Annotated in this window: 22 protein-coding genes and 3 tRNA genes; 24 read left to right on the forward strand and 1 reads right to left on the reverse strand. The window is 59.6% G+C overall.

What is annotated here, in order from left to right; all coding sequences use genetic code 11:
- Positions 1 to 206: 206 nt before the first annotated feature.
- From grpE to IB266_RS24830, 8 genes are all read left to right on the forward strand, one after another.
- The gene (gene grpE / locus IB266_RS24795; RefSeq protein ID WP_060739227.1) at positions 207 to 773 is read left to right on the forward strand and encodes a nucleotide exchange factor GrpE; all 567 of its coding nucleotides are present in this window, start codon (positions 207 to 209) and stop codon (positions 771 to 773) included.
- Between the two features lie 101 nt (positions 774 to 874).
- Positions 875 to 2,791 carry a molecular chaperone DnaK gene (gene dnaK / locus IB266_RS24800; protein WP_003177839.1) on the forward strand — a complete coding sequence of 639 codons (1,917 nt, stop codon included), beginning with the start codon at positions 875 to 877 and terminating at the stop codon, positions 2,789 to 2,791.
- A gap of 322 nt (positions 2,792 to 3,113) precedes the next feature.
- The gene (dnaJ, locus tag IB266_RS24805; protein WP_060739226.1) at positions 3,114 to 4,238 is read left to right on the forward strand and encodes a molecular chaperone DnaJ; all 1,125 of its coding nucleotides are present in this window, start codon (positions 3,114 to 3,116) and stop codon (positions 4,236 to 4,238) included.
- Positions 4,239 to 4,247: 9 nt separating this feature from the next.
- Entirely contained in the window at positions 4,248 to 5,054 is an 807-nt protein-coding gene (dapB, locus tag IB266_RS24810; RefSeq protein WP_192263045.1) for a 4-hydroxy-tetrahydrodipicolinate reductase, read from the forward strand.
- Between the two features lie 255 nt (positions 5,055 to 5,309).
- Positions 5,310 to 6,446 carry a glutamine-hydrolyzing carbamoyl-phosphate synthase small subunit gene (gene carA, locus IB266_RS24815; protein ID WP_192263053.1) on the forward strand — a complete coding sequence of 379 codons (1,137 nt, stop codon included), beginning with the start codon at positions 5,310 to 5,312 and terminating at the stop codon, positions 6,444 to 6,446.
- Positions 6,447 to 6,551: 105 nt separating this feature from the next.
- The gene (carB, locus tag IB266_RS24820) at positions 6,552 to 9,773 is read left to right on the forward strand and encodes a carbamoyl-phosphate synthase large subunit (protein ID WP_109753481.1); all 3,222 of its coding nucleotides are present in this window, start codon (positions 6,552 to 6,554) and stop codon (positions 9,771 to 9,773) included.
- A 2-nt stretch (positions 9,774 to 9,775) separates the two neighbouring features.
- On the forward strand, positions 9,776 to 10,252 hold the full coding sequence (gene greA / locus IB266_RS24825) for a transcription elongation factor GreA (RefSeq protein ID WP_030139783.1): 477 nt from the start codon (positions 9,776 to 9,778) through the stop codon (positions 10,250 to 10,252).
- Between the two features lie 28 nt (positions 10,253 to 10,280).
- Positions 10,281 to 10,685, forward strand: coding sequence for an MFS transporter (locus IB266_RS24830; RefSeq protein WP_092328556.1), 405 nt, complete (start codon positions 10,281 to 10,283; stop codon positions 10,683 to 10,685).
- A gap of 10 nt (positions 10,686 to 10,695) precedes the next feature.
- Here IB266_RS24830 and IB266_RS24835 read toward each other — a convergent pair whose 3' ends face one another.
- Complete coding sequence (locus IB266_RS24835; protein ID WP_003177852.1) at positions 10,696 to 11,004, reverse strand: YhbY family RNA-binding protein; 309 nt, start codon at positions 11,002 to 11,004, stop codon at positions 10,696 to 10,698.
- Between the two features lie 106 nt (positions 11,005 to 11,110).
- Here IB266_RS24835 and rlmE point away from each other — a divergent pair, with 106 nt between their 5' ends.
- The 16 genes from rlmE to IB266_RS24915 all read left to right on the forward strand — a co-directional run bounded on the left by rlmE (position 11,111) and on the right by IB266_RS24915 (position 26,651).
- Positions 11,111 to 11,761, forward strand: a complete 651-nt coding sequence (gene rlmE / locus IB266_RS24840) for a 23S rRNA (uridine(2552)-2'-O)-methyltransferase RlmE (protein WP_060739222.1) — start codon at positions 11,111 to 11,113, stop codon at positions 11,759 to 11,761.
- A 191-nt stretch (positions 11,762 to 11,952) separates the two neighbouring features.
- Positions 11,953 to 13,866, forward strand: a complete 1,914-nt coding sequence (gene ftsH, locus IB266_RS24845) for an ATP-dependent zinc metalloprotease FtsH (RefSeq protein ID WP_053118351.1) — start codon at positions 11,953 to 11,955, stop codon at positions 13,864 to 13,866.
- Between the two features lie 8 nt (positions 13,867 to 13,874).
- Entirely contained in the window at positions 13,875 to 14,726 is an 852-nt protein-coding gene (gene folP, locus IB266_RS24850) for a dihydropteroate synthase (RefSeq protein ID WP_192263055.1), read from the forward strand.
- A 16-nt stretch (positions 14,727 to 14,742) separates the two neighbouring features.
- Positions 14,743 to 16,080 (forward strand): phosphoglucosamine mutase, encoded by a 1,338-nt coding sequence (glmM, locus tag IB266_RS24855; RefSeq protein ID WP_192263057.1) that lies wholly within the window; start codon positions 14,743 to 14,745, stop codon positions 16,078 to 16,080.
- A 66-nt stretch (positions 16,081 to 16,146) separates the two neighbouring features.
- Entirely contained in the window at positions 16,147 to 16,902 is a 756-nt protein-coding gene (gene tpiA, locus IB266_RS24860; protein WP_060739219.1) for a triose-phosphate isomerase, read from the forward strand.
- Between the two features lie 4 nt (positions 16,903 to 16,906).
- Positions 16,907 to 17,290, forward strand: a complete 384-nt coding sequence (gene secG, locus IB266_RS24865) for a preprotein translocase subunit SecG (RefSeq protein ID WP_192263059.1) — start codon at positions 16,907 to 16,909, stop codon at positions 17,288 to 17,290.
- Between the two features lie 21 nt (positions 17,291 to 17,311).
- A tRNA-Leu gene (locus IB266_RS24870) sits at positions 17,312 to 17,397 on the forward strand.
- A gap of 97 nt (positions 17,398 to 17,494) precedes the next feature.
- Positions 17,495 to 17,571, forward strand: a tRNA-Met gene (locus tag IB266_RS24875).
- Between the two features lie 140 nt (positions 17,572 to 17,711).
- Positions 17,712 to 18,170 carry a ribosome maturation factor RimP gene (gene rimP / locus IB266_RS24880; protein WP_053118762.1) on the forward strand — a complete coding sequence of 153 codons (459 nt, stop codon included), beginning with the start codon at positions 17,712 to 17,714 and terminating at the stop codon, positions 18,168 to 18,170.
- A gap of 59 nt (positions 18,171 to 18,229) precedes the next feature.
- Positions 18,230 to 19,711, forward strand: a complete 1,482-nt coding sequence (gene nusA / locus IB266_RS24885) for a transcription termination factor NusA (RefSeq protein ID WP_003177868.1) — start codon at positions 18,230 to 18,232, stop codon at positions 19,709 to 19,711.
- 27 nt (positions 19,712 to 19,738) lie between these two features.
- Positions 19,739 to 22,258: a translation initiation factor IF-2 gene (infB, locus tag IB266_RS24890; protein WP_060739218.1), complete on the forward strand. Its 2,520-nt coding sequence runs from the start codon at positions 19,739 to 19,741 to the stop codon at positions 22,256 to 22,258.
- A 159-nt stretch (positions 22,259 to 22,417) separates the two neighbouring features.
- Positions 22,418 to 22,819 carry a 30S ribosome-binding factor RbfA gene (rbfA, locus tag IB266_RS24895; protein WP_060739217.1) on the forward strand — a complete coding sequence of 134 codons (402 nt, stop codon included), beginning with the start codon at positions 22,418 to 22,420 and terminating at the stop codon, positions 22,817 to 22,819.
- A gap of 3 nt (positions 22,820 to 22,822) precedes the next feature.
- Positions 22,823 to 23,740: a tRNA pseudouridine(55) synthase TruB gene (truB, locus tag IB266_RS24900; protein ID WP_192263061.1), complete on the forward strand. Its 918-nt coding sequence runs from the start codon at positions 22,823 to 22,825 to the stop codon at positions 23,738 to 23,740.
- 143 nt (positions 23,741 to 23,883) lie between these two features.
- Positions 23,884 to 24,153 carry a 30S ribosomal protein S15 gene (gene rpsO / locus IB266_RS24905; protein WP_011332409.1) on the forward strand — a complete coding sequence of 90 codons (270 nt, stop codon included), beginning with the start codon at positions 23,884 to 23,886 and terminating at the stop codon, positions 24,151 to 24,153.
- A gap of 194 nt (positions 24,154 to 24,347) precedes the next feature.
- Complete coding sequence (pnp, locus tag IB266_RS24910) at positions 24,348 to 26,453, forward strand: polyribonucleotide nucleotidyltransferase (RefSeq protein ID WP_060739215.1); 2,106 nt, start codon at positions 24,348 to 24,350, stop codon at positions 26,451 to 26,453.
- A gap of 125 nt (positions 26,454 to 26,578) precedes the next feature.
- A tRNA-Thr gene (locus tag IB266_RS24915) sits at positions 26,579 to 26,651 on the forward strand.
- Positions 26,652 to 26,660 lie beyond the last annotated feature (9 nt).

Consider the following 26,660-nt stretch of genomic DNA (forward strand, 5'->3'; position numbering starts at 1 on the left):
AGTGTTTTGTTTCGGCCTGACAATGCCCGCGCTTAGCTCGATTTGCTTGGGAAAGTGATTTGCTTAGCGCTGCGAGGAATGATTATGCAGCTGCTTTTTGTAAGGTTAATTCGTCAGTTGGCCCTTGAAGCTGGAAAACCCGGCCCCATATACCGGGGCAGAAGCGCGAGTCGAGCTCGCGGACGAAGTTGAAAGGAGAAATCTCTATGGCTGACGAACAGACGCAGGACACGCAAAATCTAGACGCCAATCAGGCTTCCCAGGATTCCGGTGAAGACCTGGCGGCACGTGTACAAGTGCTCGAGGAGCAACTGGCTGGTGCGCAGGATCAGGCGTTGCGTGTAGCCGCCGACCTGCAGAATGTCCGCCGTCGCGCCGAGCAAGATGTAGAAAAGGCCCATAAATTCGCCCTGGAGCGTTTTGCCGGCGACCTGCTGCCGATCATCGACAGCCTGGAGCGCGGCCTGGAGCTGTCCAACCCGGACGACGAGAACATCCGTCCGATGCGCGAAGGCATCGAGCTGACCCTGAAAATGTTCCAGGACACCCTCAAGCGTTATCAGCTCGAAGCCCTTGATCCCCATGGCGAACCCTTCAACGCCGAGCATCACCAGGCCATGGCGATGCAGGAAAGTGCCGACGTCGAGCCAAACAGTGTCTTGAAGGTTTTCCAGAAGGGCTATCTGCTTAACGGCCGTCTGCTGCGCCCGGCCATGGTCGTGGTCAGCAAGGCGCCAGCACCGGTTTCGCCTTCTATTGATGAGCAGGCTTGAAATCGGGCGCAGCGGCCCCATCTATAAGTCAAGCGTTTAAGTGCTACCGCAGTTAGCCACCACTGCTGCGGCAACCAAATCCAAGTTCCGGGAGAGTTAACATGGGCAAGATTATCGGCATCGACCTGGGGACCACCAACTCGTGCGTCTCCGTGCTGGAAAACGGCAAGGCCAAGGTTATTGAAAACGCTGAAGGCGCGCGTACCACGCCGTCGATCATCGCGTACGCCAATGATGGCGAAATTCTGGTTGGCCAGTCGGCCAAGCGTCAGGCAGTGACCAATCCGCATAACACCCTGTACGCGGTGAAGCGTCTGATCGGTCGCAAGTTCGACGAAGAAGTCGTTCAGAAAGACATCAAGATGGTGCCTTACAAAATCGCCAAGGCTGACAACGGCGACGCCTGGGTTGAAGTGAACGGCCAGAAAATGGCACCGCCACAGATCTCGGCTGAAATCCTCAAGAAAATGAAGAAAACCGCCGAAGACTACCTCGGCGAAGCGGTGACCGAGGCGGTCATCACGGTTCCTGCCTATTTCAACGACAGCCAGCGCCAGGCGACCAAAGACGCCGGCCGCATCGCGGGCCTGGACGTAAAACGTATCATCAACGAACCGACCGCGGCCGCTCTGGCCTACGGTATGGACAAGGCCAAGGGCGATCACACCGTGATCGTTTACGACCTGGGTGGCGGTACCTTCGACGTTTCCGTGATCGAGATCGCTGAAGTCGACGGCGAGCACCAGTTCGAAGTACTGGCAACCAACGGTGACACGTTCCTCGGTGGTGAAGACTTCGACATCCGCCTGATCGACTACCTCGTCGACGAGTTCAAGAAAGAAAGCGGCATGAACCTCAAGGGTGACCCGCTGGCCATGCAGCGCCTGAAAGAAGCCGCTGAAAAAGCCAAGATCGAACTGTCCTCGAGCCAGTCGACCGACGTGAACCTGCCGTACATCACCGCAGACGCCACCGGTCCTAAGCACCTGAACGTAAAAATCTCCCGCGCCAAGCTCGAAGCGCTGGTGGAAGACCTGGTTCAGCGCACCATCGAGCCTTGCCGCATTGCCATGAAAGACGCCGGTATCGATGTTGGTTCGATCAACGACGTGATCCTGGTGGGCGGCCAGACCCGTATGCCGCTGGTTCAGAAGCTGGTCACCGACTTCTTCGGCAAAGAAGCCCGTAAGGACGTGAACCCGGACGAAGCCGTTGCCATGGGCGCTGCCATCCAGGGCGCTGTTCTGGCCGGTGACGTGAAGGACGTTCTGCTGCTCGACGTCAGCCCGCTGACCCTGGGTATCGAAACCATGGGCGGCGTGATGACCGCGCTGATCGAGAAAAACACCACGATTCCTACCAAGAAATCCCAGGTGTTCTCGACGGCTGACGACAACCAGGGCGCCGTGACCATCCACGTGCTGCAGGGTGAGCGCAAGCAGGCTGCCCAGAACAAATCCCTGGGCAAGTTCGACCTGGCCGAGATTCCGCCAGCGCCACGTGGCGTGCCACAAATCGAAGTGACCTTCGACATCGACGCCAACGGCATCCTGCACGTCGGCGCGAAAGACAAGGCCACCGGCAAGACTCAGTCGATCGTGATCAAGGCCAACTCCGGCCTGTCCGAGGAAGAAATTCAGCAGATGGTTCGCGATGCTGAAGTCAATGCCGAGGAAGACCGCAAGTTCGAAGAGCTGGCCAGTGCCCGTAACCAGGGCGATGCCCTGGTGCACTCGACTCGCAAGATGGTCGCTGATGCTGGCGAGAAAGTGACCGCGGAAGAGAAAACCGCCATCGAGGCGGCCGTGGTTGCCCTGGAAGCCGCTGTGAAAGGCGACGACAAGGCGGCCATCGAGGCGAAGATCGAAGAGCTGTCCAAGGTCTCCGCACCAGTGGCTCAGAAGATGTACGCCGAGCAGGCTCAGCCCGCTGAAGGCGCGGCTGCCCAGGGCGAATCGGCCGAAAAAGCCGACGACGTCGTGGATGCCGAGTTCGAAGAAGTGAAAGACCACAAGTAATCGCTTGTTGGTCGGCCGGTTGACTGCATTTGTGCGGTGGCTGGTAGGATGTCGCCGCGCGGGGGCTTGCTCCCGCGTTGGCGTGTCTGGAGCTAATGAATTTTTACAGCATGCGACAGTGTTCGGATGTTGGCGGTGCGTTCGGGAATGCTCCTGCTTTCCGGCGATGGGCACTGCGTTTTGGCCGGGGCCCTGGCTGAAATATTTAAAGACCAGGATCGTTGAATTGACGTGAGTTGGGTCCGGGCCTGTATTGGGGCTCAACGAGTTTGGCAAGGTTCAGGAGAGGTTTGCCGGACGTCCTATAAGAGTGCAAAGACTAATGGCGAAGCGTGATTTTTACGAAGTATTGGGTGTCGAGCGGGGGGCCAGCGAGGCAGAGCTGAAAAAGGCTTATCGTCGCCTGGCGATGAAGCACCACCCGGACCGTAATCCCGGCGATAAAGCGTCGGAAGAGATGTTCAAGGAAGCCAACGAGGCTTACGAGGTTCTGTCCGATTCCAGCAAGCGCGCGGCCTACGACCAGTACGGGCATGCCGGTGTCGACCCAAGCATGGGCGGCGGCGGTGCCGGTTTCGGCGGCCAGAACTTCTCCGATATTTTCGGTGACGTGTTCAGCGATTTCTTCGGCGGCGGTCGCGGCGGCGCCCGTGGTGGCGCCCAACGTGGCAGCGACTTGCGCTACACGTTGGAGCTGAACCTGGAAGAAGCGGTGCGCGGTACCACCGTCAATATCCGTGTGCCGACATTGGTCAACTGCAAGCCGTGTGATGGCTCGGGTGCAAAGAAGGGCTCCTCGCCCGTGACCTGCCCGACTTGCGGCGGCATCGGCCAGGTTCGCATGCAGCAGGGCTTCTTCTCGGTCCAGCAGACCTGTCCGCGTTGCCATGGCCAAGGCAAGATCATTTCCGACCCGTGCGACTCCTGCCATGGCGAAGGGCGTGTCGAAGAGTACAAGACGCTGTCGGTCAAAGTGCCGGCCGGTGTCGACACTGGTGACCGCATTCGTCTGTCCGGCGAAGGCGAGGCGGGTGCCCAGGGTGGTCCGACTGGCGACCTGTATGTGGTCATCAACGTGCGCGAGCATGCGATTTTCCAGCGCGACGGCAAGCACCTGTTCTGCGAAGTGCCGATCAGCTTCGTCGACGCGGCCTTGGGTGGCGAGCTCGAGATCCCGACCCTCGACGGTCGCGTCAAGCTGAAAATTCCCGAGGGCACGCAGACCGGCAAACAGTTCCGGATTCGTGGCAAAGGCGTCGCGCCAGTGCGTGGCGGTGGTGCGGGTGACCTGATGTGCCGTGTGGCGGTGGAGACACCGGTCAACCTGAGTCGGCGTCAGCGTGAGCTGTTGGAAGAGTTCCGCGGCACGCTGGCGGATGACAACAGTCACTCGCCGAAAACCACTGGTTGGTTTGAAGGCGTGAAGCGCTTCTTCGGCGACCTGTAAGGAGTTGGCATGCGACGTATAGCTGTGATGGGCGCTGCGGGGCGCATGGGCAAGGCACTGGTCGAGGCGGTGCAGCAGCGCTCGCCGCTCTCCGGCCTGACAGCGGCCATCGTGCGGCCCGACAGTACGCTGGTGGGCGCCGATGCTGGCGAGTTGGCTTCGCTGGGGCGTATCGGTGTGCCGATGTCCGGCGGCCTGGAGAAGGTGCTTGACGAGTTCGATGTGCTGATCGACTTCACCCTGCCGGACGTGATGTTGAAAAACCTCGCGATCTGCCGCAAGCATGGCAAGGCCATGGTGATTGGCACCACGGGGCTGGATGCTGCGCAAAAGCAACTGCTGGCCGAGGCGGGCAACGACATCGCAATCGTGTTCGCGGCGAACTTCAGCGTGGGCGTGAACCTGTCGCTGAAGCTGCTGGACATGGCGGCCCGGGTCTTGGGTGATGATGCCGATATCGAAATCATCGAGGCGCATCATCGGCACAAGATCGACGCACCTTCGGGAACGGCCTTGCGCATGGGTGAAGTGATTGCCGATGCGCTGGGGCGTGATCTGAAGAAGGTCGCCGTATATGGGCGTGAAGGGCATACCGGTGCCCGTGAGCGCGACACCATCGGTTTTGCCACTGTGCGCGGTGGTGATGTGGTAGGTGATCACACGGTGTTGTTCGCCACTGAAGGCGAGCGCCTGGAGATCACCCACAAGGCATCCAGCCGGATGACCTTCGCCAAGGGCGCCGTGCGTGCCGCGTTGTGGCTGGACGGCCGCGAGCCTGGCTTGTACGACATGCAGGACGTTCTCGACCTGCGTTGATGCCATTGAAGGCGGGGTTCAGGTTATACTGCGCCCCGTTTTACACCGCTTCGCGACGACCTGTCGCATTCCCCTGCCTTTAAGGCTCATTAGCGGTGGACCAAAAAAGCCTTTTTCTGTAAGCTACAGCTTTAGTGTGTCCACTAAAAGCGCGCAGAATAATTCAGTGAACAAGCGGGGTGACGTGTCCATACGTCACTCCGCTTTTTTACAACCTGCGATCGCCCTTTCAGGCTTTATTTACGGGAGGTCTTCTTGACTAAGCCAGCCATACTCGCCCTTGCTGATGGCAGCATTTTTCGCGGCGAAGCCATTGGAGCCGACGGTCAGACCGTTGGTGAGGTGGTGTTTAACACCGCAATGACCGGCTATCAGGAAATTCTTACCGATCCTTCCTACGCCCAGCAAATCGTTACCCTGACTTACCCGCACATCGGCAACACCGGCACCACGCCGGAAGACGCCGAGTCCGATCGTGTCTGGTCCGCCGGCCTGGTCATCCGTGACTTGCCGCTGGTAGCGAGCAACTGGCGTAACACGATGTCCTTGTCCGATTACCTGAAAGCCAACAACGTCGTGGCGATCGCCGGTATCGACACGCGCCGCCTGACCCGCATCCTTCGGGAAAAAGGCGCGCAGAACGGCTGCATCATGGCCGGCGACAACATTTCCGAAGAAGCCGCCATTGCCGCGGCCCAGGGCTTCCCTGGCCTCAAGGGCATGGACCTGGCGAAAGTCGTCAGCACCAAGAAACAGTACGAATGGCGTTCCTCGGTCTGGGACCTGAAGACCGACAGTCACGCGACGATCGAGGCTTCCGAGCTGCCCTACCACGTGGTGGCGTACGACTACGGCGTCAAGCTGAACATCCTGCGCATGCTGGTCGAGCGTGGCTGCCGCGTCACCGTGGTACCGGCCCAGACCCCGGCCGCCGATGTCCTGGCCCTCAAGCCCGATGGCGTGTTCCTGTCCAACGGCCCAGGTGACCCGGAGCCTTGCGACTACGCGATCCAGGCGATCAAGGACGTGCTGGAAACCGAGATCCCGGTGTTCGGTATCTGCCTCGGTCACCAGTTGCTGGCCCTCGCTTCGGGTGCCAAGACCTTGAAGATGGGCCACGGCCACCACGGTGCCAACCACCCGGTGCAGGACCTGGATACCGGCGTGGTGATGATCACCAGCCAGAACCACGGTTTTGCGGTGGATGAGGCGACCCTGCCGGCCAACGTGCGTGCGATTCACAAGTCGCTGTTCGACGGCACGCTGCAAGGTATCGAGCGTACCGACAAGAGCGCGTTCAGCTTCCAGGGCCACCCTGAAGCGAGCCCGGGCCCGAACGATGTGGCGCCGCTGTTCGATCGCTTCATCAACGAGATGGCCAAGCGACGCTGACCGCGTGAAGCCCGAGGGCGGCCCCGAGTGCGGCGGCCCCTTCGGGCGCTTCAAAGATTGTTCGACGGCCTAGCCGACTGACCTGCGGATTTGAGTGACAAACCCATGCCAAAACGTACAGACATAAAAAGCATCCTGATTCTCGGCGCTGGCCCGATCGTGATCGGCCAGGCCTGCGAGTTCGACTACTCCGGCGCCCAGGCCTGTAAGGCCCTGCGCGAAGAGGGCTACCGCGTCATCCTGGTGAACTCCAACCCGGCCACCATCATGACCGACCCGGCCATGGCCGACGCCACCTACATCGAGCCGATCAAGTGGCAGACCGTTGCCAAGATCATCGAGAAGGAGCGCCCGGACGCGCTGCTGCCGACCATGGGCGGCCAGACCGCGCTCAACTGCGCCCTGGACCTGGAACGCGAAGGCGTCCTGGAGAAGTTCGGTGTGGAAATGATCGGCGCCAACGCCGATACCATCGACAAGGCCGAAGACCGTTCGCGCTTCGACAAGGCGATGAAATCCATCGGCCTGGACTGCCCGCGCTCGGGCATCGCCCACAGCATGGAAGAGGCCAACGCCGTTCTGGAACGCCTCGGCTTCCCATGCATCATCCGTCCGTCCTTCACCATGGGCGGCACCGGTGGTGGCATCGCCTATAACCGTGAGGAATTCGAAGAAATCTGCGCCCGTGGTCTCGACTTGTCGCCGACCAAGGAACTGCTGATCGACGAATCCCTGATCGGCTGGAAAGAATACGAAATGGAAGTTGTCCGCGACAAAAAGGACAACTGCATCATCGTCTGCTCCATCGAGAACTTCGACCCGATGGGCGTGCACACCGGCGACTCGATCACCGTCGCACCGGCCCAGACCCTGACCGACAAGGAATACCAGATCCTGCGTAACGCCTCCCTGGCGGTGCTGCGCGAGATCGGCGTGGAAACCGGCGGCTCCAACGTCCAGTTCGGCATCTGCCCGAACACCGGTCGCATGGTGGTCATCGAGATGAACCCGCGGGTCTCCCGTTCGTCGGCCCTGGCGTCCAAGGCCACCGGTTTCCCGATTGCCAAGGTCGCGGCCAAGCTGGCCGTGGGCTACACCCTGGACGAGCTGTCGAACGACATCACCGGCGGCAAGACCCCGGCGTCCTTCGAACCGTCCATCGACTACGTCGTGACCAAGCTGCCACGCTTCGCCTTCGAGAAGTTCGCCAAGGCCGATGCCCGCCTGACCACCCAAATGAAGTCGGTCGGTGAAGTCATGGCCATCGGCCGGACCTTCCAGGAGTCCCTGCAGAAAGCCCTGCGCGGCCTGGAAGTGGGCGTCTGTGGCCTCGATCCGAAGCTGGACCTGAACGACCCCGAAAGCATGAGCGTGCTCAAGCGCGAGCTGACCGTGCCGGGTGCCGAGCGCATCTGGTACGTGGCCGATGCCTTCCGCGCCGGCATGACCGTCGAGCAGATCTTCGGCATGAACATGATCGACCCTTGGTTCCTGGTACAGATCGAAGATCTGATCAAGGAAGAAGAGAAGGTCAAGACCCTGGGCATGTCCAGCATCGATCGCGACACGATGTTCCGCCTCAAGCGCAAAGGTTTCTCCGACATGCGCCTGGCCAAGCTGCTGGGTGTGACCGAGAAGAGCCTGCGCGCCCATCGCCACAAGCTGGAAGTGTTCCCGGTCTACAAGCGCGTCGACACCTGCGCGGCCGAGTTCGCCACCGATACCGCCTACCTGTACTCCACGTACGAAGAAGAGTGCGAAGCCGCGCCATCGACTCGGGACAAGATCATGATCCTGGGTGGCGGTCCTAACCGGATCGGCCAGGGCATCGAGTTCGACTACTGCTGCGTACACGCGGCACTGGCCCTGCGCGACGACGGTTACGAGACCATCATGGTCAACTGCAACCCGGAAACCGTGTCCACCGACTACGACACCTCCGATCGCTTGTACTTCGAGCCAGTGACCCTGGAAGACGTGCTGGAAATCGTCCGCGTCGAGAAGCCAAAAGGCGTGATCGTCCAGTACGGCGGCCAGACCCCGTTGAAACTGGCCCGTGCCCTGGAAGCCGCCGGCGTGCCGATCATCGGTACCAGCCCGGATGCGATCGACCGCGCCGAAGACCGTGAGCGCTTCCAGCAGATGGTCGAGCGCCTGAACCTGCGTCAGCCGCCAAACGCCACCGTGCGCAGCGAAGACGAAGCGATTCGTGCCGCCGCCAAGATCGGTTACCCACTGGTGGTGCGTCCGTCCTATGTACTGGGCGGCCGTGCGATGGAAATCGTCTATCAGGAAGACGAACTCAAGCGCTACCTGCGCGAAGCGGTCCAGGTGTCCAACGACAGCCCGGTGCTGCTGGACCACTTCCTCAACTGCGCCATCGAAATGGACGTGGATGCGGTCAGCGACGGCAAGGATGTGGTGATCGGCGCGATCATGCAGCACATCGAGCAGGCCGGTGTTCACTCCGGTGACTCCGCCTGTTCGCTGCCGCCTTACTCGTTGCCGGCGCACATCCAGGACGAGATGCGCGAGCAGGTCAAGAAAATGGCCCTGGAGCTGGGCGTCGTCGGCCTGATGAACGTGCAATTGGCCCTGCAGGGCGAAGACATCTACGTCATCGAAGTCAACCCGCGCGCTTCCCGGACCGTGCCGTTCGTCTCCAAGTGCATCGGCGTTTCCCTGGCGATGATCGCGGCGCGAGTCATGGCCGGCAAGACCCTGAAAGAGCTGAACTTCACCAAAGAAATCATTCCGAACTTCTACAGCGTGAAAGAGGCAGTGTTCCCGTTCGCCAAGTTCCCAGGCGTGGACCCGATCCTCGGCCCGGAAATGAAGTCCACCGGTGAAGTGATGGGCGTGGGCGATACCTTCGGTGAGGCGTTCGCCAAGGCCCAGATGGGCGCCAGCGAAGTGTTGCCGACTGGCGGCACGGCGTTCATCAGCGTGCGTGATGACGACAAGCCACTGGTTGCAGGCGTGGCCCGTGATCTGATCAACTTGGGCTTCGAAGTGGTCGCCACTGCCGGTACTGCCAGGCTGATCGAAGCCGCTGGCCTGAAAGTGCGCCGCGTGAACAAGGTGACCGAGGGGCGTCCGCACGTGGTCGACATGATCAAGAATGACGAAGTCACGCTGATCATCAACACCACCGAAGGTCGTCAATCGATCGCCGATTCCTACTCCATTCGTCGCAATGCGCTGCAGCACAAGATCTACTGCACCACGACCATTGCGGCAGGCGAAGCGATCTGCGAAGCGCTCAAGTTCGGTCCCGAGAAGACCGTGCGTCGCTTGCAGGATCTACATGCAGGATTGAAGGCATGAGCATAACCAAGTACCCGATGACTGTTCAGGGCGCGAAGGCCCTGGAAGAAGAACACGCTTTCCTGACCAAGGTCGAGCGCCCGCGCTTGAGCCAGGCTATCGGTGAAGCGCGTGAGCTGGGCGATCTCAAGGAAAACGCCGAATACCACGCTGCCCGAGAGGAGCAGGGGATGGTCGAGGCGCGTGTCCGTGACATCGAAGGCCGCATGCAGAATGCGGTGATCATCGATGTCACGACGATTCCACATACCGGCAAAGTGATTTTCGGCACCACGGTGGAAATCGCCAACGTCGAGACTGATGAGAGCGTGACTTACCAGATCGTTGGCGAGGACGAGGCAGACATCAAGCTCGGCAAGATTTCCGTCGGTTCACCCATTGCTCGTGCCTTGATTGCCAAGGAAGAGGGCGATGTGGTGGCGGTGAAGACACCGGGTGGTGTCATCGAGTATGAGATTGTCGAAGTCCGTCACATCTGAACGAAGGCGCCCGCTGCGAGCGGGTGCCATGATCTGGCAGCTCACCCAGATGTTGTGGGTGGGCGGCGTCTGGTTGCTGCACATCGGTTTGCTGCCGGTGCTGGGTCGAGTGGGCCTGGCACCGCTGCTCATCGATGAAATCGCAGGCATGCTGACGGCGCTGCTGGTGGGTTTTTCCGCGGCGTGCGTGATGTTTCAGGCGTTGGTGCTGGTTCAGGCCGAAGGCCTTGCCAGTCTATGGCGCGACATTCGTGGGCAATTGCTGCTCATGTCGTTGTATGCGTGCGGGATGTTCTTTGCCGTGCATCTCGGCTGGCCGGATGCGAGCCAGTGGCAGGTATTCAGTTACCTGGTGCTGGGTTTTTCCGGTCTGGTACTGGTCTTGCAGCCGGTTCCGGGGTGGAGCGGCAGGGTGTGCGAAGCACACCCTTGACCCTTTGGCATCACTTGAAGCGGTGAACGTTCGACAGTTGCTTGTTGACGCTGAAATTCTTGCGATAAATCAGCGCCATCTTGCCGATGACCTGCACCAGGTCTGCCTTGCCGGTCTTGCACAATTCGGCAACGGCAGCCAGGCGGGCTTCGCGATCGAGGATGTTGAGCTTGATCTTGATCAGCTCGTGATCGCCCAGGGCGCGTTCCAGTTCGGCGAGTACACCTTCAGTCAAACCGTTGTCAGCCACAGTCAAAACCGGTTTCAGATGGTGGCCAATGGATTTGTATTGTTTCTTCTGCTCTTGAGTGAGCGGCATAATCTGACCCCTGCGTCTGATCTTGTAAAAAGCGGCGGCCAGTTTACCCGAGCAAGTCCGGGACCGCCCACTTAATCACGACCCGTTTTATTTTTAGAGGTGGCCCGTGGCCCGTTCCAAGACTAGCCAGAACTGGCTCAGAGAGCATTTCAACGATCCGTACGTCAAAATGGCGCAAAAAGACGGCTATCGCTCTCGTGCCAGCTATAAATTGCTGGAGATCCAGGAAAAGGATCGCCTGATCCGTCCAGGCATGACCGTGATCGACCTCGGTGCGGCGCCGGGCGGCTGGTCCCAGGTTACCAGTCGTCTGATTGGTGGTCAGGGCCGCTTGATCGCTTCCGACATCCTGGAAATGGACAGCATCCCTGATGTGACCTTTATCCAGGGCGATTTCACGGAAGACGCCGTACTGGCGAAAATCCTGGAAGCCGTCGGAAATACGCAAGTTGACCTTGTGATTTCCGATATGGCCCCCAATATGAGTGGATTAGCGGCTGTCGACATGCCTCGTGCCATGTTCCTCAGCGAGCTGGCCCTGGATCTTGCCGGGCGGGTTCTGCGTCCAGGCGGTGATTTTCTGATCAAGGTCTTCCAGGGTGAAGGCTTCGACGAATACCACAAGGGCATCCGCAAGTTGTTCGACAAGGTGCAGATGCGCAAGCCATTGTCGTCCCGTGACCGTTCTCGCGAGCAGTATCTGCTGGCGCGGGGGTTTCGCGGTGTTGAAGGCGCGGCCAGTGATGAGCGTCTTTGAACAGGGCGATAGTTTTTTTTGTCTCGCATTGAAAAAGCCGCGTAACCAAAATTATGCGGTCAAAGTTTCACAAAGGGTTACAGACGGCGCCTGCCAGAGTCGTAGGTAATGTAGTAAGTTAGGCCGGTGAATATCATGCGAAGCGCGCGCCAGTAGCGGAGCTTGCTTCAGAGGGTAGTTAATTGAACGATATGGCAAAGAATCTGATCCTGTGGTTGATTATCGCTGCTGTCCTGGTGACCGTGATGAACAACTTCTCCAGTCCTAACGAGCCGCAGACCCTCAACTATTCCGACTTCATCCAGCAGGTCAAGGATGGCAAGGTCGAGCGCGTAGCCGTTGATGGCTATGTGATTACCGGCAAGCGCACCGACGGCGACAGCTTCAAGACCATTCGTCCGGCAATCCAGGACAATGGCCTGATTGGCGACCTGGTGGACAACCATGTCGTGGTCGAAGGCAAGCAGCCTGAGCAGCAAAGCATCTGGACCCAGCTCCTGGTGGCCAGCTTCCCGATCCTGGTGATCATCGCCGTGTTCATGTTCTTCATGCGCCAGATGCAGGGTGGCGGTGGTGGCAAGGGCGGGCCGATGAGCTTTGGCAAGAGCAAGGCCCGGCTACTTTCCGAAGACCAGGTGAAAACCACCCTGGCCGACGTCGCAGGCTGCGACGAAGCCAAGGAAGAAGTGGGCGAACTGGTCGAGTTCCTGCGCGATCCGGGCAAGTTCCAGCGCCTGGGCGGTCGTATTCCACGCGGCGTGCTGATGGTCGGCCCGCCAGGTACCGGTAAAACCTTGCTGGCCAAGGCGATTGCCGGTGAAGCCAAGGTGCCGTTCTTCACGATTTCCGGTTCCGACTTCGTCGAAATGTTCGTCGGCGTGGGCGCCAGTCGTGTTCGCGACATGTTCGAACAGGCGAAGAAACACGCACCGTGCATCATCTTCATCGACGAAATCGACGCCGTTGGTCGCCATCGTGGCGCCGGCATGGGTGGCGGTCACGACGAGCGCGAACAGACCCTCAACCAGTTGCTGGTCGAGATGGACGGTTTCGAAATGAACGACGGCATCATCGTGATCGCCGCCACCAACCGTCCTGACGTGCTCGACCCTGCGCTGTTGCGTCCAGGTCGTTTCGACCGCCAGGTCGTGGTGGGGCTGCCGGACATTCGTGGTCGCGAGCAGATCCTCAAGGTCCATATGCGCAAGGTGCCGATGGGTGACGACGTCGCTCCGGCCGTCATCGCGCGTGGCACGCCGGGCTTTTCCGGTGCCGACCTGGCGAACCTGGTCAACGAAGCGTCGCTGTTCGCCGCTCGTACCGGCAAGCGCGTCGTGGAAATGAAGGAATTCGAGCTGGCCAAGGACAAGATCATGATGGGCGCGGAGCGCAAATCCATGGTCATGTCGGAGAAAGAAAAGCAGAACACCGCGTATCACGAGGCGGGTCACGCGATCGTTGGTCGTGTCGTGCCCGAGCATGATCCGGTCTACAAGGTCTCGATCATCCCGCGCGGTCGTGCCCTGGGCGTGACCATGTTCCTGCCGGAAGAGGATCGCTACAGCCTGTCCAAGCGTGCATTGATCAGTCAGATCTGTTCGTTGTACGGCGGTCGTATCGCTGAAGAGATGACGTTGGGCTTCGACGGTGTGACCACGGGGGCATCCAACGACATCATGCGTGCCAGTCAGATCGCTCGGAACATGGTCACCAAGTGGGGCCTGTCCGAGAAGCTGGGGCCGCTGATGTATGCCGAAGAAGAAGGGGAAGTGTTCCTCGGTCGTGGTGGCGGTGGCCAGCATGCAAGCTTCTCCGGCGAGACGGCCAAGCTGATCGATTCCGAGGTGCGCAGCATCATCGACCAGTGCTACGGCACTGCCCGGCAGATCCTCACGGACAACCGTGACAAGCTCGATGCCATGGCCGATGCCCTGATGAAGTACGAAACCATCGATGCCGAGCAGATCGACGACATCATGGCAGGTCGCGAACCTCGCGAGCCTCGTGACTGGTCGGGCGGTGGTACCGGTACTTCCGGTACACCTCCGGCGGTACAGGGTGAGCGTCCGGAAACACCGATTGGCGGTCCGGCCGCTGATGTCTAAGGCTTGAAATGACTTCTGTTCAGTCCTCGACCCGGTTGCCTTGCGGCAACCGGGTTCTTGATTTGGCCCGTGCACATGTCATGGGCATTCTCAATGTCACGCCTGATTCCTTTTCCGATGGTGGTCGATTCAGCCAGCTCGATGCTGCGCTGCGGCATGCCGAGGCCATGGTGGCCGCTGGCGCAACGCTGATCGATGTGGGTGGTGAATCGACCCGGCCGGGTGCGCGCGCGGTTTCGCCCATCGAAGAGCTGGAACGGGTGGCGCCGATTGTCGAGCGCATCCATCGCGAACTCGATGTCATTATCTCGGTCGATACGTCCACGCCTGCGGTCATGCGCGAGACTGCGCGACTGGGAGCGGGCCTGATCAATGATGTTCGGTCCTTGCAGCGCGATGGTGCCCTGGATGCCGCGGCGGCCACCGGGTTGCCGGTATGCCTGATGCATATGCTCGGCGAGCCGGGGACCATGCAGAACGACCCGCACTATGATGATGTGACCAGGGAGGTGGGTGAGTTCCTGGTGGCGCGTCTGGATCAATGTGCTGCCGTGGGTATTCCTGCCGAGCGGATCATCCTTGATCCCGGGTTCGGCTTTGCCAAGACATTGGCGCACAACCTGAGCCTGTTCAAACATATGGAAGCCTTGCACGCCTTGGGGCGGCCCCTGTTGGTTGGGGTTTCGCGAAAGAGCATGATAGGCAATGCCCTGGGGCGGCCGGTGGGAGAGCGCCTGTATGGTGGTCTCGCCCTTGCGGCCTTGGCCCTTGCCAAAGGTGCACGCATATTGCGCGTGCACGATGTAGCCGAAACGATGGATGTCGTGCGGATGATCGCAGCTGTGGATTCAGCCGAATAAGAATGACGGAGCACTTATGAGCAAGAAATACTTTGGCACCGACGGTATTCGTGGTCGGGTCGGCGAATACCCTATTACCCCTGATTTCATGCTCAAGCTCGGCTGGGCTGCAGGCATGGCGTTCCGCAAGATGGGCGCCTGCAAGGTGCTGGTCGGCAAGGACACGCGAATTTCCGGCTACATGTTCGAATCGGCGCTCGAGGCCGGCCTGACGTCGGCGGGCGCCGATGTGATGCTGCTGGGCCCGATGCCGACGCCGGCCATCGCCTACCTGACCCGTACGTTCCAGGCCCAGGCAGGCATCGTGATCAGTGCCTCGCACAATCCCCATGATGACAACGGCATCAAGTTTTTCTCCGGCCAGGGTACCAAGCTGCCGGATGACATCGAGCTGATGATCGAGGAACTGCTGGACACGCCGATGACCGTGGTCGAGTCGAGCAAGATCGGCAAGGTGTCGCGGATCAACGATGCATCGGGTCGTTACATCGAATTCTGCAAAGGCAGCGTGCCGACCGGTACGAGCTTTTCCGGCCTGAAAATTGTTGTCGATTGTGCTCACGGCGCCACCTATAAAGTCGCGCCGAGCGTCTTTCGCGAGCTGGGTGCCGACGTGGTGGTGCTTTCCGCCCAGCCCAATGGCCTGAACATCAACCACAACTGTGGTTCCACCCATACCGAGGCGTTGCAGGCTGCAGTGCTGGCCGAGCAGGCCGATCTCGGTATCGCCTTCGATGGCGACGGTGATCGGGTCCTGATGGTCGATCACACCGGTACGGTCGTCGATGGTGACGAATTGCTGTTCATCATCGCTCGTGACCTGCATGGGCGCGGCAAGCTGCAGGGCGGCGTGGTCGGCACGTTGATGAGCAACCTCGGGCTTGAACTGGCCCTGGCGGACCTGGATATCCCGTTCGTGCGTGCCAACGTGGGCGACCGCTACGTGATCTCGGAGTTGCTGGAGCGCAACTGGGTGATCGGGGGCGAGAACTCCGGCCACATCGTGTGCTTCGACCATACCACCACCGGTGATGCGATCATTGCGGCCCTGCAGGTACTGATGGCACTCAAGGCGCGCAACGAAGGGCTTGCTCAGTCGCGCCAGGCATTGCGTAAATGCCCGCAAGTGTTGATCAACGTGCGTTTCGGTGGCGGTGTAAGCCCTCTCGAACATGAGAAGGTCAAGCAGGCCAGCGAGCGTGTGACAGAGGCGATGGCGGGGCGTGGTCGCGTGTTGTTGCGCAAGTCCGGTACAGAGCCTTTGGTGCGTGTCATGGTCGAAGGCGAGGACGAAGCGCAAGTTCGCGGTTATGCCGAAGAGCTGGCAAAACTGGTTACTGAAGTTTCTGCCTGAATTCGGCTTGCCAGTCATGAATCGGTTGGGTAACATCTGCGCCCACTTTGACCGACGAGGTACAGCATGCGTCGCCCTATGGTAGCTGGTAACTGGAAGATGCACGGTACCCGCGCCAGCGTCGCTGAGCTGATCAATGGCCTTCGTCATCTGGCCTTGCCAAGCGGTGTTGATGTCGCGGTATTCCCGCCTTGCTTGTATATCAATCAAGTGATTGATGGCTTGAAAGGCAAGTCGATTTCGGTCGGCGCGCAGAACTCTGCGGTGGAATCCATGCAAGGTGCGTTGACCGGTGAGATTGCACCGAGTCAGTTGGTGGATGCAGGTTGCTCCCTGGTCCTGGTTGGACATTCCGAGCGTCGCCAGATCATGGGCGAGCAGGACAAGACCTTGATCCGCAAGTTTGCTGCGGCCCAGGCCTGTGGTCTGATTCCGGTGTTGTGTGTAGGGGAAACCCTCGCGCAGCGTGAAGCCGGCAAGACCCTTGAAGTTGTCGGGCGTCAGCTCGGCAGCATCATCGAAGACCTGGGTGTCGGTGCTTTTGCAAAGGCAGTCATTGCCTACGAGCCGGTCTGGGCCATTGGTACCGGGCTGACGGCTTCGCCGCAACAGGCGCAGGATGTGCACGCAGCCATCCGCGCGCAGTTGGCGGAAGAGAATTCTGAAGTGGCACGAGGTGTGCGGCTTCTATACGGCGGCAGCGTGAAGGCGGCCAATGCGGCCGAACTGTTCGGCATGCCGGATATCGATGGGGGGCTCATTGGTGGAGCGTCCCTGAATGCAGATGAGTTCGGTGCGATCTGTCGCGCCGCGGGAAACTGAAAAAATGCTGGAAACAGTCGTAGTCGTTTTTCATCTGCTGGGTGCACTGGGCGTAGTTGCCCTCGTATTGCTGCAGCAGGGTAAAGGTGCGGATGCTGGTGCGTCTTTCGGTGCAGGTGCTTCAAATACTGTGTTCGGAAGCCAAGGTTCCTCTACCTTTCTTAGTAAGTTTACTGCTATACTTGCCGCCGGTTTCTTCATGACCAGCTTAGGGTTAGGTTACTTTGCTAAAGAGAAAGCTCACGAGCTGACTCAAGTAGGTTTGCCAAACCCAGCGGTACTGGAAGCGCCTAAGCAACAACCGGCTTCTGATGATGTCCCGGTGCTTCAAGAGCAAAAGTCGGCCAACCAGGCGACTGACGTGCCTCCAGCTCAAGAGCAGAAGTAAGAAGGTTTCAAACGCTGTATTGCCGAGGTGGTGGAATTGGTAGACACGCAACCTTGAGGTGGTTGTGCCCATAGGGTGTAGGGGTTCGAGTCCCCTTCTCGGTACCAATTATCAGGAGAGCCCGCGATTGCGGGCTTTCTTGTAGGTGGAAGGGTTACATTGACCCTGTAAGGGATCGGTCGTATACTTCCGCCCCAGCTTTGTCGCGGGATGGAGCAGTCTGGTAGCTCGTCGGGCTCATAACCCGAAGGTCGTCGGTTCAAATCCGGCTCCCGCAACCAGTTTCAGGGGCCCCTTCCAAGGGGCTTTTTGTTAGCTGGACACTTTATAACGCCGCTATTCGACGGCGTTTCAGGGATGGGCGATTCGCCCATTTTTTTTTATTTGCACAGCATGCACAAACATGCACGAGGGGGTTCAGGTGTCGAGCAAGCTAGAACAGTTGCAGGCCTTGTTGGCCCCGGTGGTCGTGGCCCTTGGCTATGAATGCTGGGGTATTGAGTTTTCGGCTCAAGGTCGCCACTCACTGTTGCGCGTTTATATCGATAAGGAAGGCGGCGTGTTGGTGGACGATTGCGCCATCGTCAGCCGTCAGATCAGCGGTGTACTGGATGTCGAAGATCCAATCACCTCCGAATACACCCTTGAAGTTTCCTCGCCTGGCATGGAGCGCCCCCTGTTCACTCTTGAACAGTTCGCTTTGTTTGCCGGTGAACAAGTGAAGATCAAGCTGCGCTCGCCTTTCGAAGGTCGACGCAACTTCCAAGGCCTTCTGCGCGGTGTAGAAGAGCAGGACGTCGTGGTGCAGGTAGATGACCATGAGTTCCTGTTGCCGATCGATATGATCGACAAGGCCAACATTATTCCCAGTTTTGACTGATACGTGCCAGATACTGCGGATCCCGCGGATCCAATGGCTTGCGAAAGGCGAGGCGTACGATGAGCAAAGAAGTACTGCTGGTTGTTGAGTCGGTATCCAATGAAAAGGGCGTACCGGCTAACGTTATTTTTGAAGCGCTGGAGCTGGCTCTGGCCACTGCTACCAAGAAGCGGTTCGAAGACGAAGTTGATTTGCGTGTGGAAATCAATCGCCACACGGGTGCCTACGAGACTTTCCGTCGCTGGACGGTCGTCGAGGAAGCCGACCTGGACGATCCGGCTATCGAAACCTGGCCAAGCAAGGTTGCCGAAACGCATCCGGGCGCCAAGGTCGGTGATGTCGTCGAAGAAAAAATCGAATCCATTGAGTTCGGTCGCATCGCTGCACAGACTGCCAAGCAGGTCATCGTGCAGAAAGTTCGCGAAGCCGAGCGTGCACAAGTGGTCGACGCTTATCGCGAGCGCCTGGGGGAAATCATCTCCGGCACCGTGAAAAAAGTGACCCGCGACAACGTGATCGTCGACCTGGGCAACAACGCCGAAGCGTTGCTGGCCCGCGAAGACATCATCTCTCGCGAAACTTTCCGGGTTGGCGTGCGTTTGCGTGCGCTGCTCAAGGAAATCCGCACCGAGAACCGGGGCCCGCAGCTGATCCTGTCGCGTACAGCGCCGGAAATGCTGATCGAGTTGTTCCGCATCGAAGTGCCGGAAATTGCTGAAGGCCTGATCGAAGTCATGGCCGCCTCCCGTGATCCGGGTTCGCGTGCCAAGATCGCGGTCCGCTCCAAGGACAAACGCATCGACCCGCAAGGTGCCTGCATCGGCATGCGTGGTTCGCGTGTCCAGGCCGTATCCGGCGAGTTGGGCGGCGAGCGCGTGGACATCGTCCTGTGGGACGACAACCCGGCTCAGTTCGTGATCAATGCCATGTCGCCTGCTGAAGTGGCGGCAATTATCGTCGACGAAGATGCCCACGCCATGGACATCGCCGTTGGCGCAGACAATCTGGCTCAGGCCATCGGTCGCGGTGGTCAGAACGTGCGTCTGGCCAGCCAATTGACTGGCTGGACCCTGAACGTGATGACCGAATCGGACATCCAGGCTAAACAGCAAGCTGAAACCGGCGACATCCTGCGCAACTTCATCGAAGAGCTTGAAGTCGATGAAGAGCTGGCGCAGGTGCTGGTGGATGAAGGCTTTACCAGCCTGGAAGAGATTGCCTACGTACCGGTGGAGGAAATGCTCAACATCGACGGCTTTGACGAGGAAATCGTCAACGAGCTTCGCGCTCGGGCCAAGGATCGTTTGTTGACCAAAGCCATCGCTACTGAGGAAAAGCTGGCAGACGCCCATCCGGCCGAAGACCTGCTCTCGCTTGAGGGCATGGACAAGGATTTGGCGATGGAACTGGCGGTGCGCGGCGTAATTACCCGCGAAGACCTGGCCGAGCAGTCTATTGACGATCTGCTCGACATCGACGGCATTGACGATGATCGTGCCGGCAAGTTGATCATGGCCGCCCGAGCCCACTGGTTCGAGTAATTAGGCGCGGCCTGAGGAGAGAAGTGCATGACGCAAGTCACGGTGAAACAACTGGCCGATGAGGTCAAAACACCGGTAGAGCGCCTGTTGCAGCAGATGCGTGAGGCAGGTCTGCCGCACACCGCCGCCGAGGAACATGTGACCGACAGTGAGAAGCAGTCCCTGCTGACTCACTTGAAGAGCAGTCACAAGGCTAAAGTGGAAGAACCGCGCAAGATCACTCTGCAGCGTAAAACCACCAGCACCCTGCGTGTTGCCGGTAGCAAAAGCATCAGCGTTGAAGTACGCAAGAAGAAAGTCTTCGTACAACGCAGCCCGGAAGAAATCGAAGCCGAGCGCAAACGCGAACAGGAAGAACGTCGCGCAGTAGAAAATGCTGCTCGTCAGAAGGCTGAAGAAGAAGCCAAGCGTCGCGCCGAAGAAGAAGCGCGCCGCCAGCCTGCTGCTGCGCAAACCGCTCCGGTAGAAGCCGTCGAGGCTGTTGCCCCGGTCGCCGAACCTGTGCGCGAAGCGGCGCCAGTCGTGGCACCAGCGCCGGCTCCGGCCGATACTCGCAAGCGCGATGAACAGCGTCGTCCAGACAAGCCACGTGCCGACGACAACCGTCGTGGCAGTGGCGATGGCGAGCGCAAGAACGCGCCTCATCGTGCGTCGGTCAAGGAAAAGGCACCAGCACCTCGTGTTGCGCCACGTACCACCGACGAGGAAAGCGATGGCTTCCGTCGCGGCGGTCGCGGCAAGGCCAAGCTGAAGAAACGCAACGCCCACGGTTTCCAGAGCCCTACCGGCCCTGTCGTGCGTGAAGTGAAGATCGGCGAGACCATCACTGTGGGCGATCTGGCCCAGCAGATGTCGGTCAAGGCTGCTGAAATCATCAAGTTCATGTTCAAGCTGGGTACGCCAGCCACCATCAACCAGGTACTGGACCAGGAAACTGCCCAACTGGTTGCTGAAGAGCTGGGCCACAAAGTGACCCTGGTCAGCGACACCGCCCTGGAAGATTCCCTGGCCGAGTCCCTGAAGTTTGAAGGTGAGGCGGTTTCCCGTGCGCCGGTCGTGACCGTAATGGGCCACGTCGACCACGGTAAAACCTCCCTGCTCGACTATATCCGTCGTGCGAAGGTAGCAGCAGGTGAGGCTGGCGGTATTACCCAGCACATCGGCGCCTACCACGTTGAAACCGACCGCGGCATGGTGACGTTCCTCGACACCCCAGGTCACGCCGCGTTTACCGCGATGCGTGCCCGTGGTGCCAAGGCGACCGACATCGTGATCCTGGTGGTTGCAGCGGACGACGGCGTCATGCCGCAAACCATCGAAGCCGTTCAGCATGCCCAGGCAGCTGGCGTGCCGCTGGTGGTTGCAGTGAACAAGATCGACAAGCCGGGCGCCGATCTCGATCGCATCCGCAGCGAACTGTCGGTCCACGGCGTGACCTCCGAAGAGTGGGGTGGCGACACTCCATTCGTTCCGGTCTCGGCGAAGATGGGTACCGGCGTTGACGAACTGCTCGAAGCCGTTCTGTTGCAAGCCGAGGTTCTGGAACTCACCGCTACGCCTTCGGCTCCTGGCCGTGGTGTGGTTGTTGAATCCCGTCTCGACAAGGGCCGTGGCCCGGTTGCGACTGTCCTGGTCCAGGACGGTACCTTGCGTCAAGGCGACATGGTGCTGGTCGGCTCGAACTATGGCCGCGTGCGCGCCATGCTCGACGAGAACGGCAAGTCCATCAAGGAAGCCGGTCCGGCTATCCCGGTCGAGATCCTCGGCCTGGACGGCACCCCGGATGCTGGCGACGAGATGAGCGTTGTGGCTGACGAGAAGAAAGCCCGTGAAGTGGCTCTGTTCCGTCAAGGCAAGTTCCGCGAAGTCAAACTGGCTCGTGCTCACGCCGGCAAGCTGGAAAACATCTTCGAGAACATGGGTCAGGAAGAGAAGAAGACGCTCAACATCGTCCTCAAATCCGACGTCCGTGGTTCGCTCGAAGCGTTGAACGGCGCCTTGAATGGCCTGGGTAACGACGAAGTGCAAGTGCGTGTGGTCGGCGGCGGTGTCGGTGGTATCACCGAATCCGACGCCAACCTGGCACTGGCTTCCAACGCTGTACTGTTCGGCTTCAACGTGCGTGCCGATGCCGGCGCTCGCAAGATCGTCGAGCAGGAAGGCCTGGATATGCGTTACTACAACGTGATCTACGACATCATCGAAGACGTCAAGAAAGCGTTGACCGGTATGCTGGGCAGCGACGTGCGGGAGAACATCCTGGGCGTGGCCGAAGTTCGCGACGTGTTCCGTTCGCCGAAGTTTGGCGCCATCGCCGGTTGCATGGTGATCGAGGGTGTCGTTCACCGTAACCGTCCGATCCGTGTACTGCGTGAAGACATCGTGATCTTCGAAGGCGAGCTGGAATCCCTGCGCCGCTTCAAGGATGACGCTTCCGAAGTACGTGCCGGCATGGAGTGCGGTATTGGCGTCAAGAGCTACAACGACGTCAAGGTCGGCGACAAGATCGAAGTCTTCGAGAAGGTCCAGGTTGCTCGCAGCCTCTAACTCGCGCACTTCAAGAGCCGCACCGGGCAGCCGCATGAACATGCACTGCCTGGCTGGCGGACTCTAAACGCAACGCCCGGTCTGGCTTTTGCCAGGCCGGGCGTTTGCCGCTTTCAGACCTCGCGGGTTTCACCGTGGGGCAGTAACAGGTAACAAGACATGGCAAAAGAATACAGCCGTACCCAACGAATCGGCGATCAGATGCAGCGCGAGCTGGCCCAGCTGATCCGTCGCGAAGTCAAAGACCCGCGCGTCGGCCTGGTCACCATCACCGCAGTGGAAGTCAGCCGTGACGTCGGTCACGCCAAGATCTTCATCACCGTGATGGGGCAGGACAGCGCCGAAGAAATCGCCCAGAGCATCAAGGTGCTCAACTCGGCCGCCGGCTTCCTGCGTATGCAGCTGGCCCGGGAGATGAAGCTGCGCAGCGTCCCACAGTTGCACTTCCACTACGACGAAAGCGTCGCACGGGGTGCGCATCTGTCGGCACTGATCGAGCGCGCCGTGGCGCAAGACAGCCAGCACCCGGTTGCGGCTGACCCCGAAGACACCAAGGAGTAATCGGTGGCTCAGGTCAAACGTATCCGTCGTAACGTCAGCGGTATCATCCTGCTCGACAAGCCGCTGGGGTTCACCTCTAACGCGGCGTTGCAGAAGGTTCGCTGGCTGCTCAATGCTGAAAAGGCCGGGCACACCGGTAGCCTCGATCCGCTGGCCACCGGCGTGCTGCCGCTGTGCTTTGGCGAGGCGACCAAGTTCTCCCAGTACCTGCTCGATTCCGACAAGGGTTATGAAACCCTGGCGCAACTGGGCAAGACCACCACCACGGCGGATGCCGAAGGTGAGGTTTTGCTGGAACGCCCGGTGACCGTTGGTCAGGCGGATATCGAAGCGGTCTTGCCGGGTTTTCGCGGGCCAATCAGCCAGATACCGCCGATGTACTCCGCTTTGAAGCGTGATGGGCAGCCGTTGTATAAACTGGCCCGTGCAGGCGAAGTAGTGGAGCGCGAACCGCGTTCTGTTACTATTGCGCGCTTGGAATTGCTGGCCTTTGACGGTAATACTGCGCGGCTGGCCGTGGATTGCAGCAAGGGCACCTATATCCGGACCCTGGTGGAGGATATCGGCGAGCAGCTCGGCTGTGGCGCGTACGTGGCAGAATTGCGACGGACCCAGGCCGGACCTTTCACGTTGGCCCAGACGGTCACGCTGGAAGAGCTCGAAGCGGTGCATGCCGAAGGCGGCAACGAAGCGGTCGACCGTTTCCTGATGCCATCGGACAGCGGGTTGCTGGATTGGCCGCTCTTGCAGTTCTCGGAACACAGTGCGTTCTACTGGCTCAACGGCCAGCCGGTACGCGCCCCGGATGCGCCGAAGTTCGGCATGGTCCGGGTACAGGATCACAACGGTCGTTTCATCGGTATCGGTGAAGTGAGCGAAGACGGGCGCATTGCGCCGCGTCGACTGATTCGGTCGGAATGACCGGAACCAGCCTGCGTAACAGCAGGTTGGCGAGTGTGGCTGTTAACAGGCACGGTCACTACTCATTTATAGATACAGGGATTTGTCCCTGGCCTGTTGAAGCTGTTTCCTCGGAACAGTTTCCTGACTAAAAGGATTGCCTCATGGCTCTCGACGTTCAAGAAAAAGCTCAAATCGTAGCTGACTACCAGCAAGCTGTTGGTGACACTGGTTCGCCAGAAGTGCAAGTTGCACTGCTGACCGCCAACATCAACAAACTGCAAGGTCACTTCAAGGCCAACGGTAAGGATCACCACTCCCGTCGTGGTCTGATCCGCATGGTAAACCAGCGTCGTAAGCTGCTGGACTACCTGAAAGGCAAGGACGTGAGCCGTTACAGCGCTCTGATCGCTCGCCTGGGTCTGCGTCGCTAATAAGCGATTGCGCTAGAGGTTGGTGGTCTGTCGTGCGTCAGTGGGTTTCCCGCTGGCGCATGGCAGGCTCCCAGCCTCAAGTTTTATCTGGATACACGCTTTACCCTGGACAGGCGTCGGGCCGATTCCCGTCATTGCCCAAGAATTTCGCAAGAAGACAAGTTCCCCAAGAGCCACAAAGAAGGTAGGACACCGTGAACCCGGTAATCAAAAAATTCCAGTTCGGTCAGTCGACCGTTACCCTCGAGACTGGCCGTATCGCCCGTCAGGCCTCCGGCGCAGTGCTGGTCACCGTTGACGACGACGTCAGCGTATTGGTGACCGTTGTCGGTGCCAAGCAAGCCGATCCAGGCAAGGGCTTTTTCCCTCTGTCTGTCCACTACCAGGAAAAGACTTACGCTGCCGGTAAGATCCCTGGCGGTTTCTTCAAGCGCGAAGGCCGTCCTTCCGAGAAAGAAACCCTGACTTCCCGACTGATCGACCGTCCGATCCGTCCGCTGTTCCCAGAAGGCTTCATGAACGAAGTGCAGGTTGTCTGCACCGTCGTGTCCACCAGCAAGAAAACCGATCCGGACATCGCTGCGATGATCGGTACCTCGGCTGCCCTGGCCATCTCCGGTATTCCTTTCGATGGCCCGATCGGCGCTGCCCGCGTCGCGTTCCACGAAAGCACCGGCTACCTGCTGAACCCGACCTACGAGCAGTTGAAGGCTTCGAGCCTGGACATGGTCGTGGCCGGTACTTCCGAAGCCGTGCTGATGGTTGAATCCGAAGCCAAAGAGCTGACCGAAGACCAGATGCTGGGCGCCGTGCTGTTCGCCCACGACGAGTTCCAGGTGGTGATCAACGCCGTCAAGGAACTGGCTGCCGAAGCCGCCAAGCCAACCTGGACCTGGGCTCCGCAAGCCGAAGCCACCGAGCTGCTGGGCGCGATCCGTGCCGAGTTCGGCGAAGCGATCTCCCAGGCCTACACCATCACCGTCAAGGCCGACCGTTATGCACGCCTGGGCGAGCTGAAAGACCAGGTCGTTGCCAAGCTGTCCGGTGAAGAAGGCCAGCCGTCTTCCGCTGAAGTGAAAGCGGCTTTCGGTGAAATCGAATACCGCACCGTTCGCGAAAACATCGTCAACGGCAAGCCGCGTATCGACGGTCGCGACACCCGCACCGTACGTCCGCTGAACATCGAAGTCGGCGTCCTGCCAAAGACCCACGGTTCGGCACTGTTCACCCGTGGCGAAACCCAGGCCCTGGTCGTTGCCACTCTGGGCACCGCCCGTGACGCGCAACTGCTGGACACCCTGGAAGGCGAAAAGAAAGACCCGTTCATGCTGCACTACAACTTCCCGCCGTTCTCGGTGGGCGAGTGTGGTCGCATGGGTGGCGCCGGTCGCCGCGAAATCGGTCACGGCCGTCTGGCCCGTCGTTCGGTCCAGGCCATGCTGCCAGCCGCTGACGTGTTCCCGTACACCATTCGTGTGGTATCGGAAATCACCGAGTCCAACGGTTCCAGCTCCATGGCTTCGGTCTGCGGCGCTTCCCTGGCCCTGATGGACGCTGGTGTGCCGATGAAGGCACCGGTTGCCGGTATCGCCATGGGTCTTGTGAAAGAAGGCGAGAAATTCGCTGTCCTGACCGACATCCTGGGTGACGAAGACCACCTGGGCGACATGGACTTCAAAGTGGCCGGTACCGCCAAGGGTGTCACCGCACTGCAGATGGACATCAAGATCAAGGGCATCACCGAAGAGATCATGGAAATCGCCCTGGGCCAGGCCCTGGAAGCGCGCCTGAACATCCTCGGCCAGATGAACCAGATCATCGGTCAGTCCCGTACCGAGCTGTCGGAAAACGCTCCGACCATGATCGCGATGAAAATCGACACCGACAAAATCCGTGATGTCATCGGTAAAGGCGGCGCGACCATCCGTGCGATCTGTGAAGAAACCAAGGCTTCGATCGACATCGAAGACGACGGTTCGATCAAGATCTTCGGCGAAACCAAGGAAGCGGCAGAAGCAGCACGCCAGCGCGTCCTGGGGATCACCGCGGAAGCCGAGATCGGCAAGATCTACGTCGGCAAGGTTGAACGCATCGTCGACTTCGGCGCGTTCGTCAACATCCTGCCGGGCAAGGACGGTCTGGTTCACATCTCCATGCTGAGCGATGCTCGCGTCGAGAAAGTGACCGACATCCTCAAGGAAGGCCAGGAAGTGGAAGTGCTGGTACTGGACGTCGACAACCGCGGCCGTATCAAGCTGTCCATCAAGGACGTCGCAGCAGCCAAGGCATCGGGCGTTTAATCACCCCATCGCCTGACCGCTGAACAAGCAAACGCCCCGACTGGTTCGGGGCGTTTTGCTGTGTGGCGAAAATCCCTGCCAGGCAGGTTGCCTGGCCACCGGAGACGGTGCTAGTTTTAGCCACCGCCCGTGTAGCTCAGTCGGTAGAGCAGCGCACTCGTAACGCGAAGGTCGCAGGTTCGATTCCTGTCTCGGGCAAGATTTTCC

Origin of the sequence: Pseudomonas sp. Pdm06, from assembly GCF_014851795.1 — a bacterium.
In the GTDB taxonomy this organism is placed as follows: Bacteria; Pseudomonadota; Gammaproteobacteria; order Pseudomonadales; family Pseudomonadaceae; genus Aquipseudomonas; species Aquipseudomonas fluorescens_AA.

What these genes read in the sequence shown, in the direction of transcription:
- glmM (WP_192263057.1), top strand. Translation starts at nt 14,743, where the DNA reads ATGAGCAAGAAATACTTTGGCACCGACGGTATTCGTGGTCGGGTCGGC.
- folP (WP_192263055.1), top strand. Translation starts at nt 13,875, where the DNA reads ATGACTTCTGTTCAGTCCTCGACCCGGTTGCCTTGCGGCAACCGGGTT.
- IB266_RS24830 (WP_092328556.1), top strand. Translation starts at nt 10,281, where the DNA reads ATGATCTGGCAGCTCACCCAGATGTTGTGGGTGGGCGGCGTCTGGTTG.
- tpiA (WP_060739219.1), top strand. Translation starts at nt 16,147, where the DNA reads ATGCGTCGCCCTATGGTAGCTGGTAACTGGAAGATGCACGGTACCCGC.
- dnaK (WP_003177839.1), top strand. Translation starts at nt 875, where the DNA reads ATGGGCAAGATTATCGGCATCGACCTGGGGACCACCAACTCGTGCGTC.
- carB (WP_109753481.1), top strand. Translation starts at nt 6,552, where the DNA reads ATGCCAAAACGTACAGACATAAAAAGCATCCTGATTCTCGGCGCTGGC.
- secG (WP_192263059.1), top strand. Translation starts at nt 16,907, where the DNA reads ATGCTGGAAACAGTCGTAGTCGTTTTTCATCTGCTGGGTGCACTGGGC.
- grpE (WP_060739227.1), top strand. Translation starts at nt 207, where the DNA reads ATGGCTGACGAACAGACGCAGGACACGCAAAATCTAGACGCCAATCAG.
- infB (WP_060739218.1), top strand. Translation starts at nt 19,739, where the DNA reads ATGACGCAAGTCACGGTGAAACAACTGGCCGATGAGGTCAAAACACCG.
- nusA (WP_003177868.1), top strand. Translation starts at nt 18,230, where the DNA reads ATGAGCAAAGAAGTACTGCTGGTTGTTGAGTCGGTATCCAATGAAAAG.
- IB266_RS24835 (WP_003177852.1), bottom strand. Translation starts at nt 11,004, where the DNA reads ATGCCGCTCACTCAAGAGCAGAAGAAACAATACAAATCCATTGGCCAC.
- ftsH (WP_053118351.1), top strand. Translation starts at nt 11,953, where the DNA reads ATGGCAAAGAATCTGATCCTGTGGTTGATTATCGCTGCTGTCCTGGTG.
- dapB (WP_192263045.1), top strand. Translation starts at nt 4,248, where the DNA reads ATGCGACGTATAGCTGTGATGGGCGCTGCGGGGCGCATGGGCAAGGCA.
- dnaJ (WP_060739226.1), top strand. Translation starts at nt 3,114, where the DNA reads ATGGCGAAGCGTGATTTTTACGAAGTATTGGGTGTCGAGCGGGGGGCC.
- rbfA (WP_060739217.1), top strand. Translation starts at nt 22,418, where the DNA reads ATGGCAAAAGAATACAGCCGTACCCAACGAATCGGCGATCAGATGCAG.
- rpsO (WP_011332409.1), top strand. Translation starts at nt 23,884, where the DNA reads ATGGCTCTCGACGTTCAAGAAAAAGCTCAAATCGTAGCTGACTACCAG.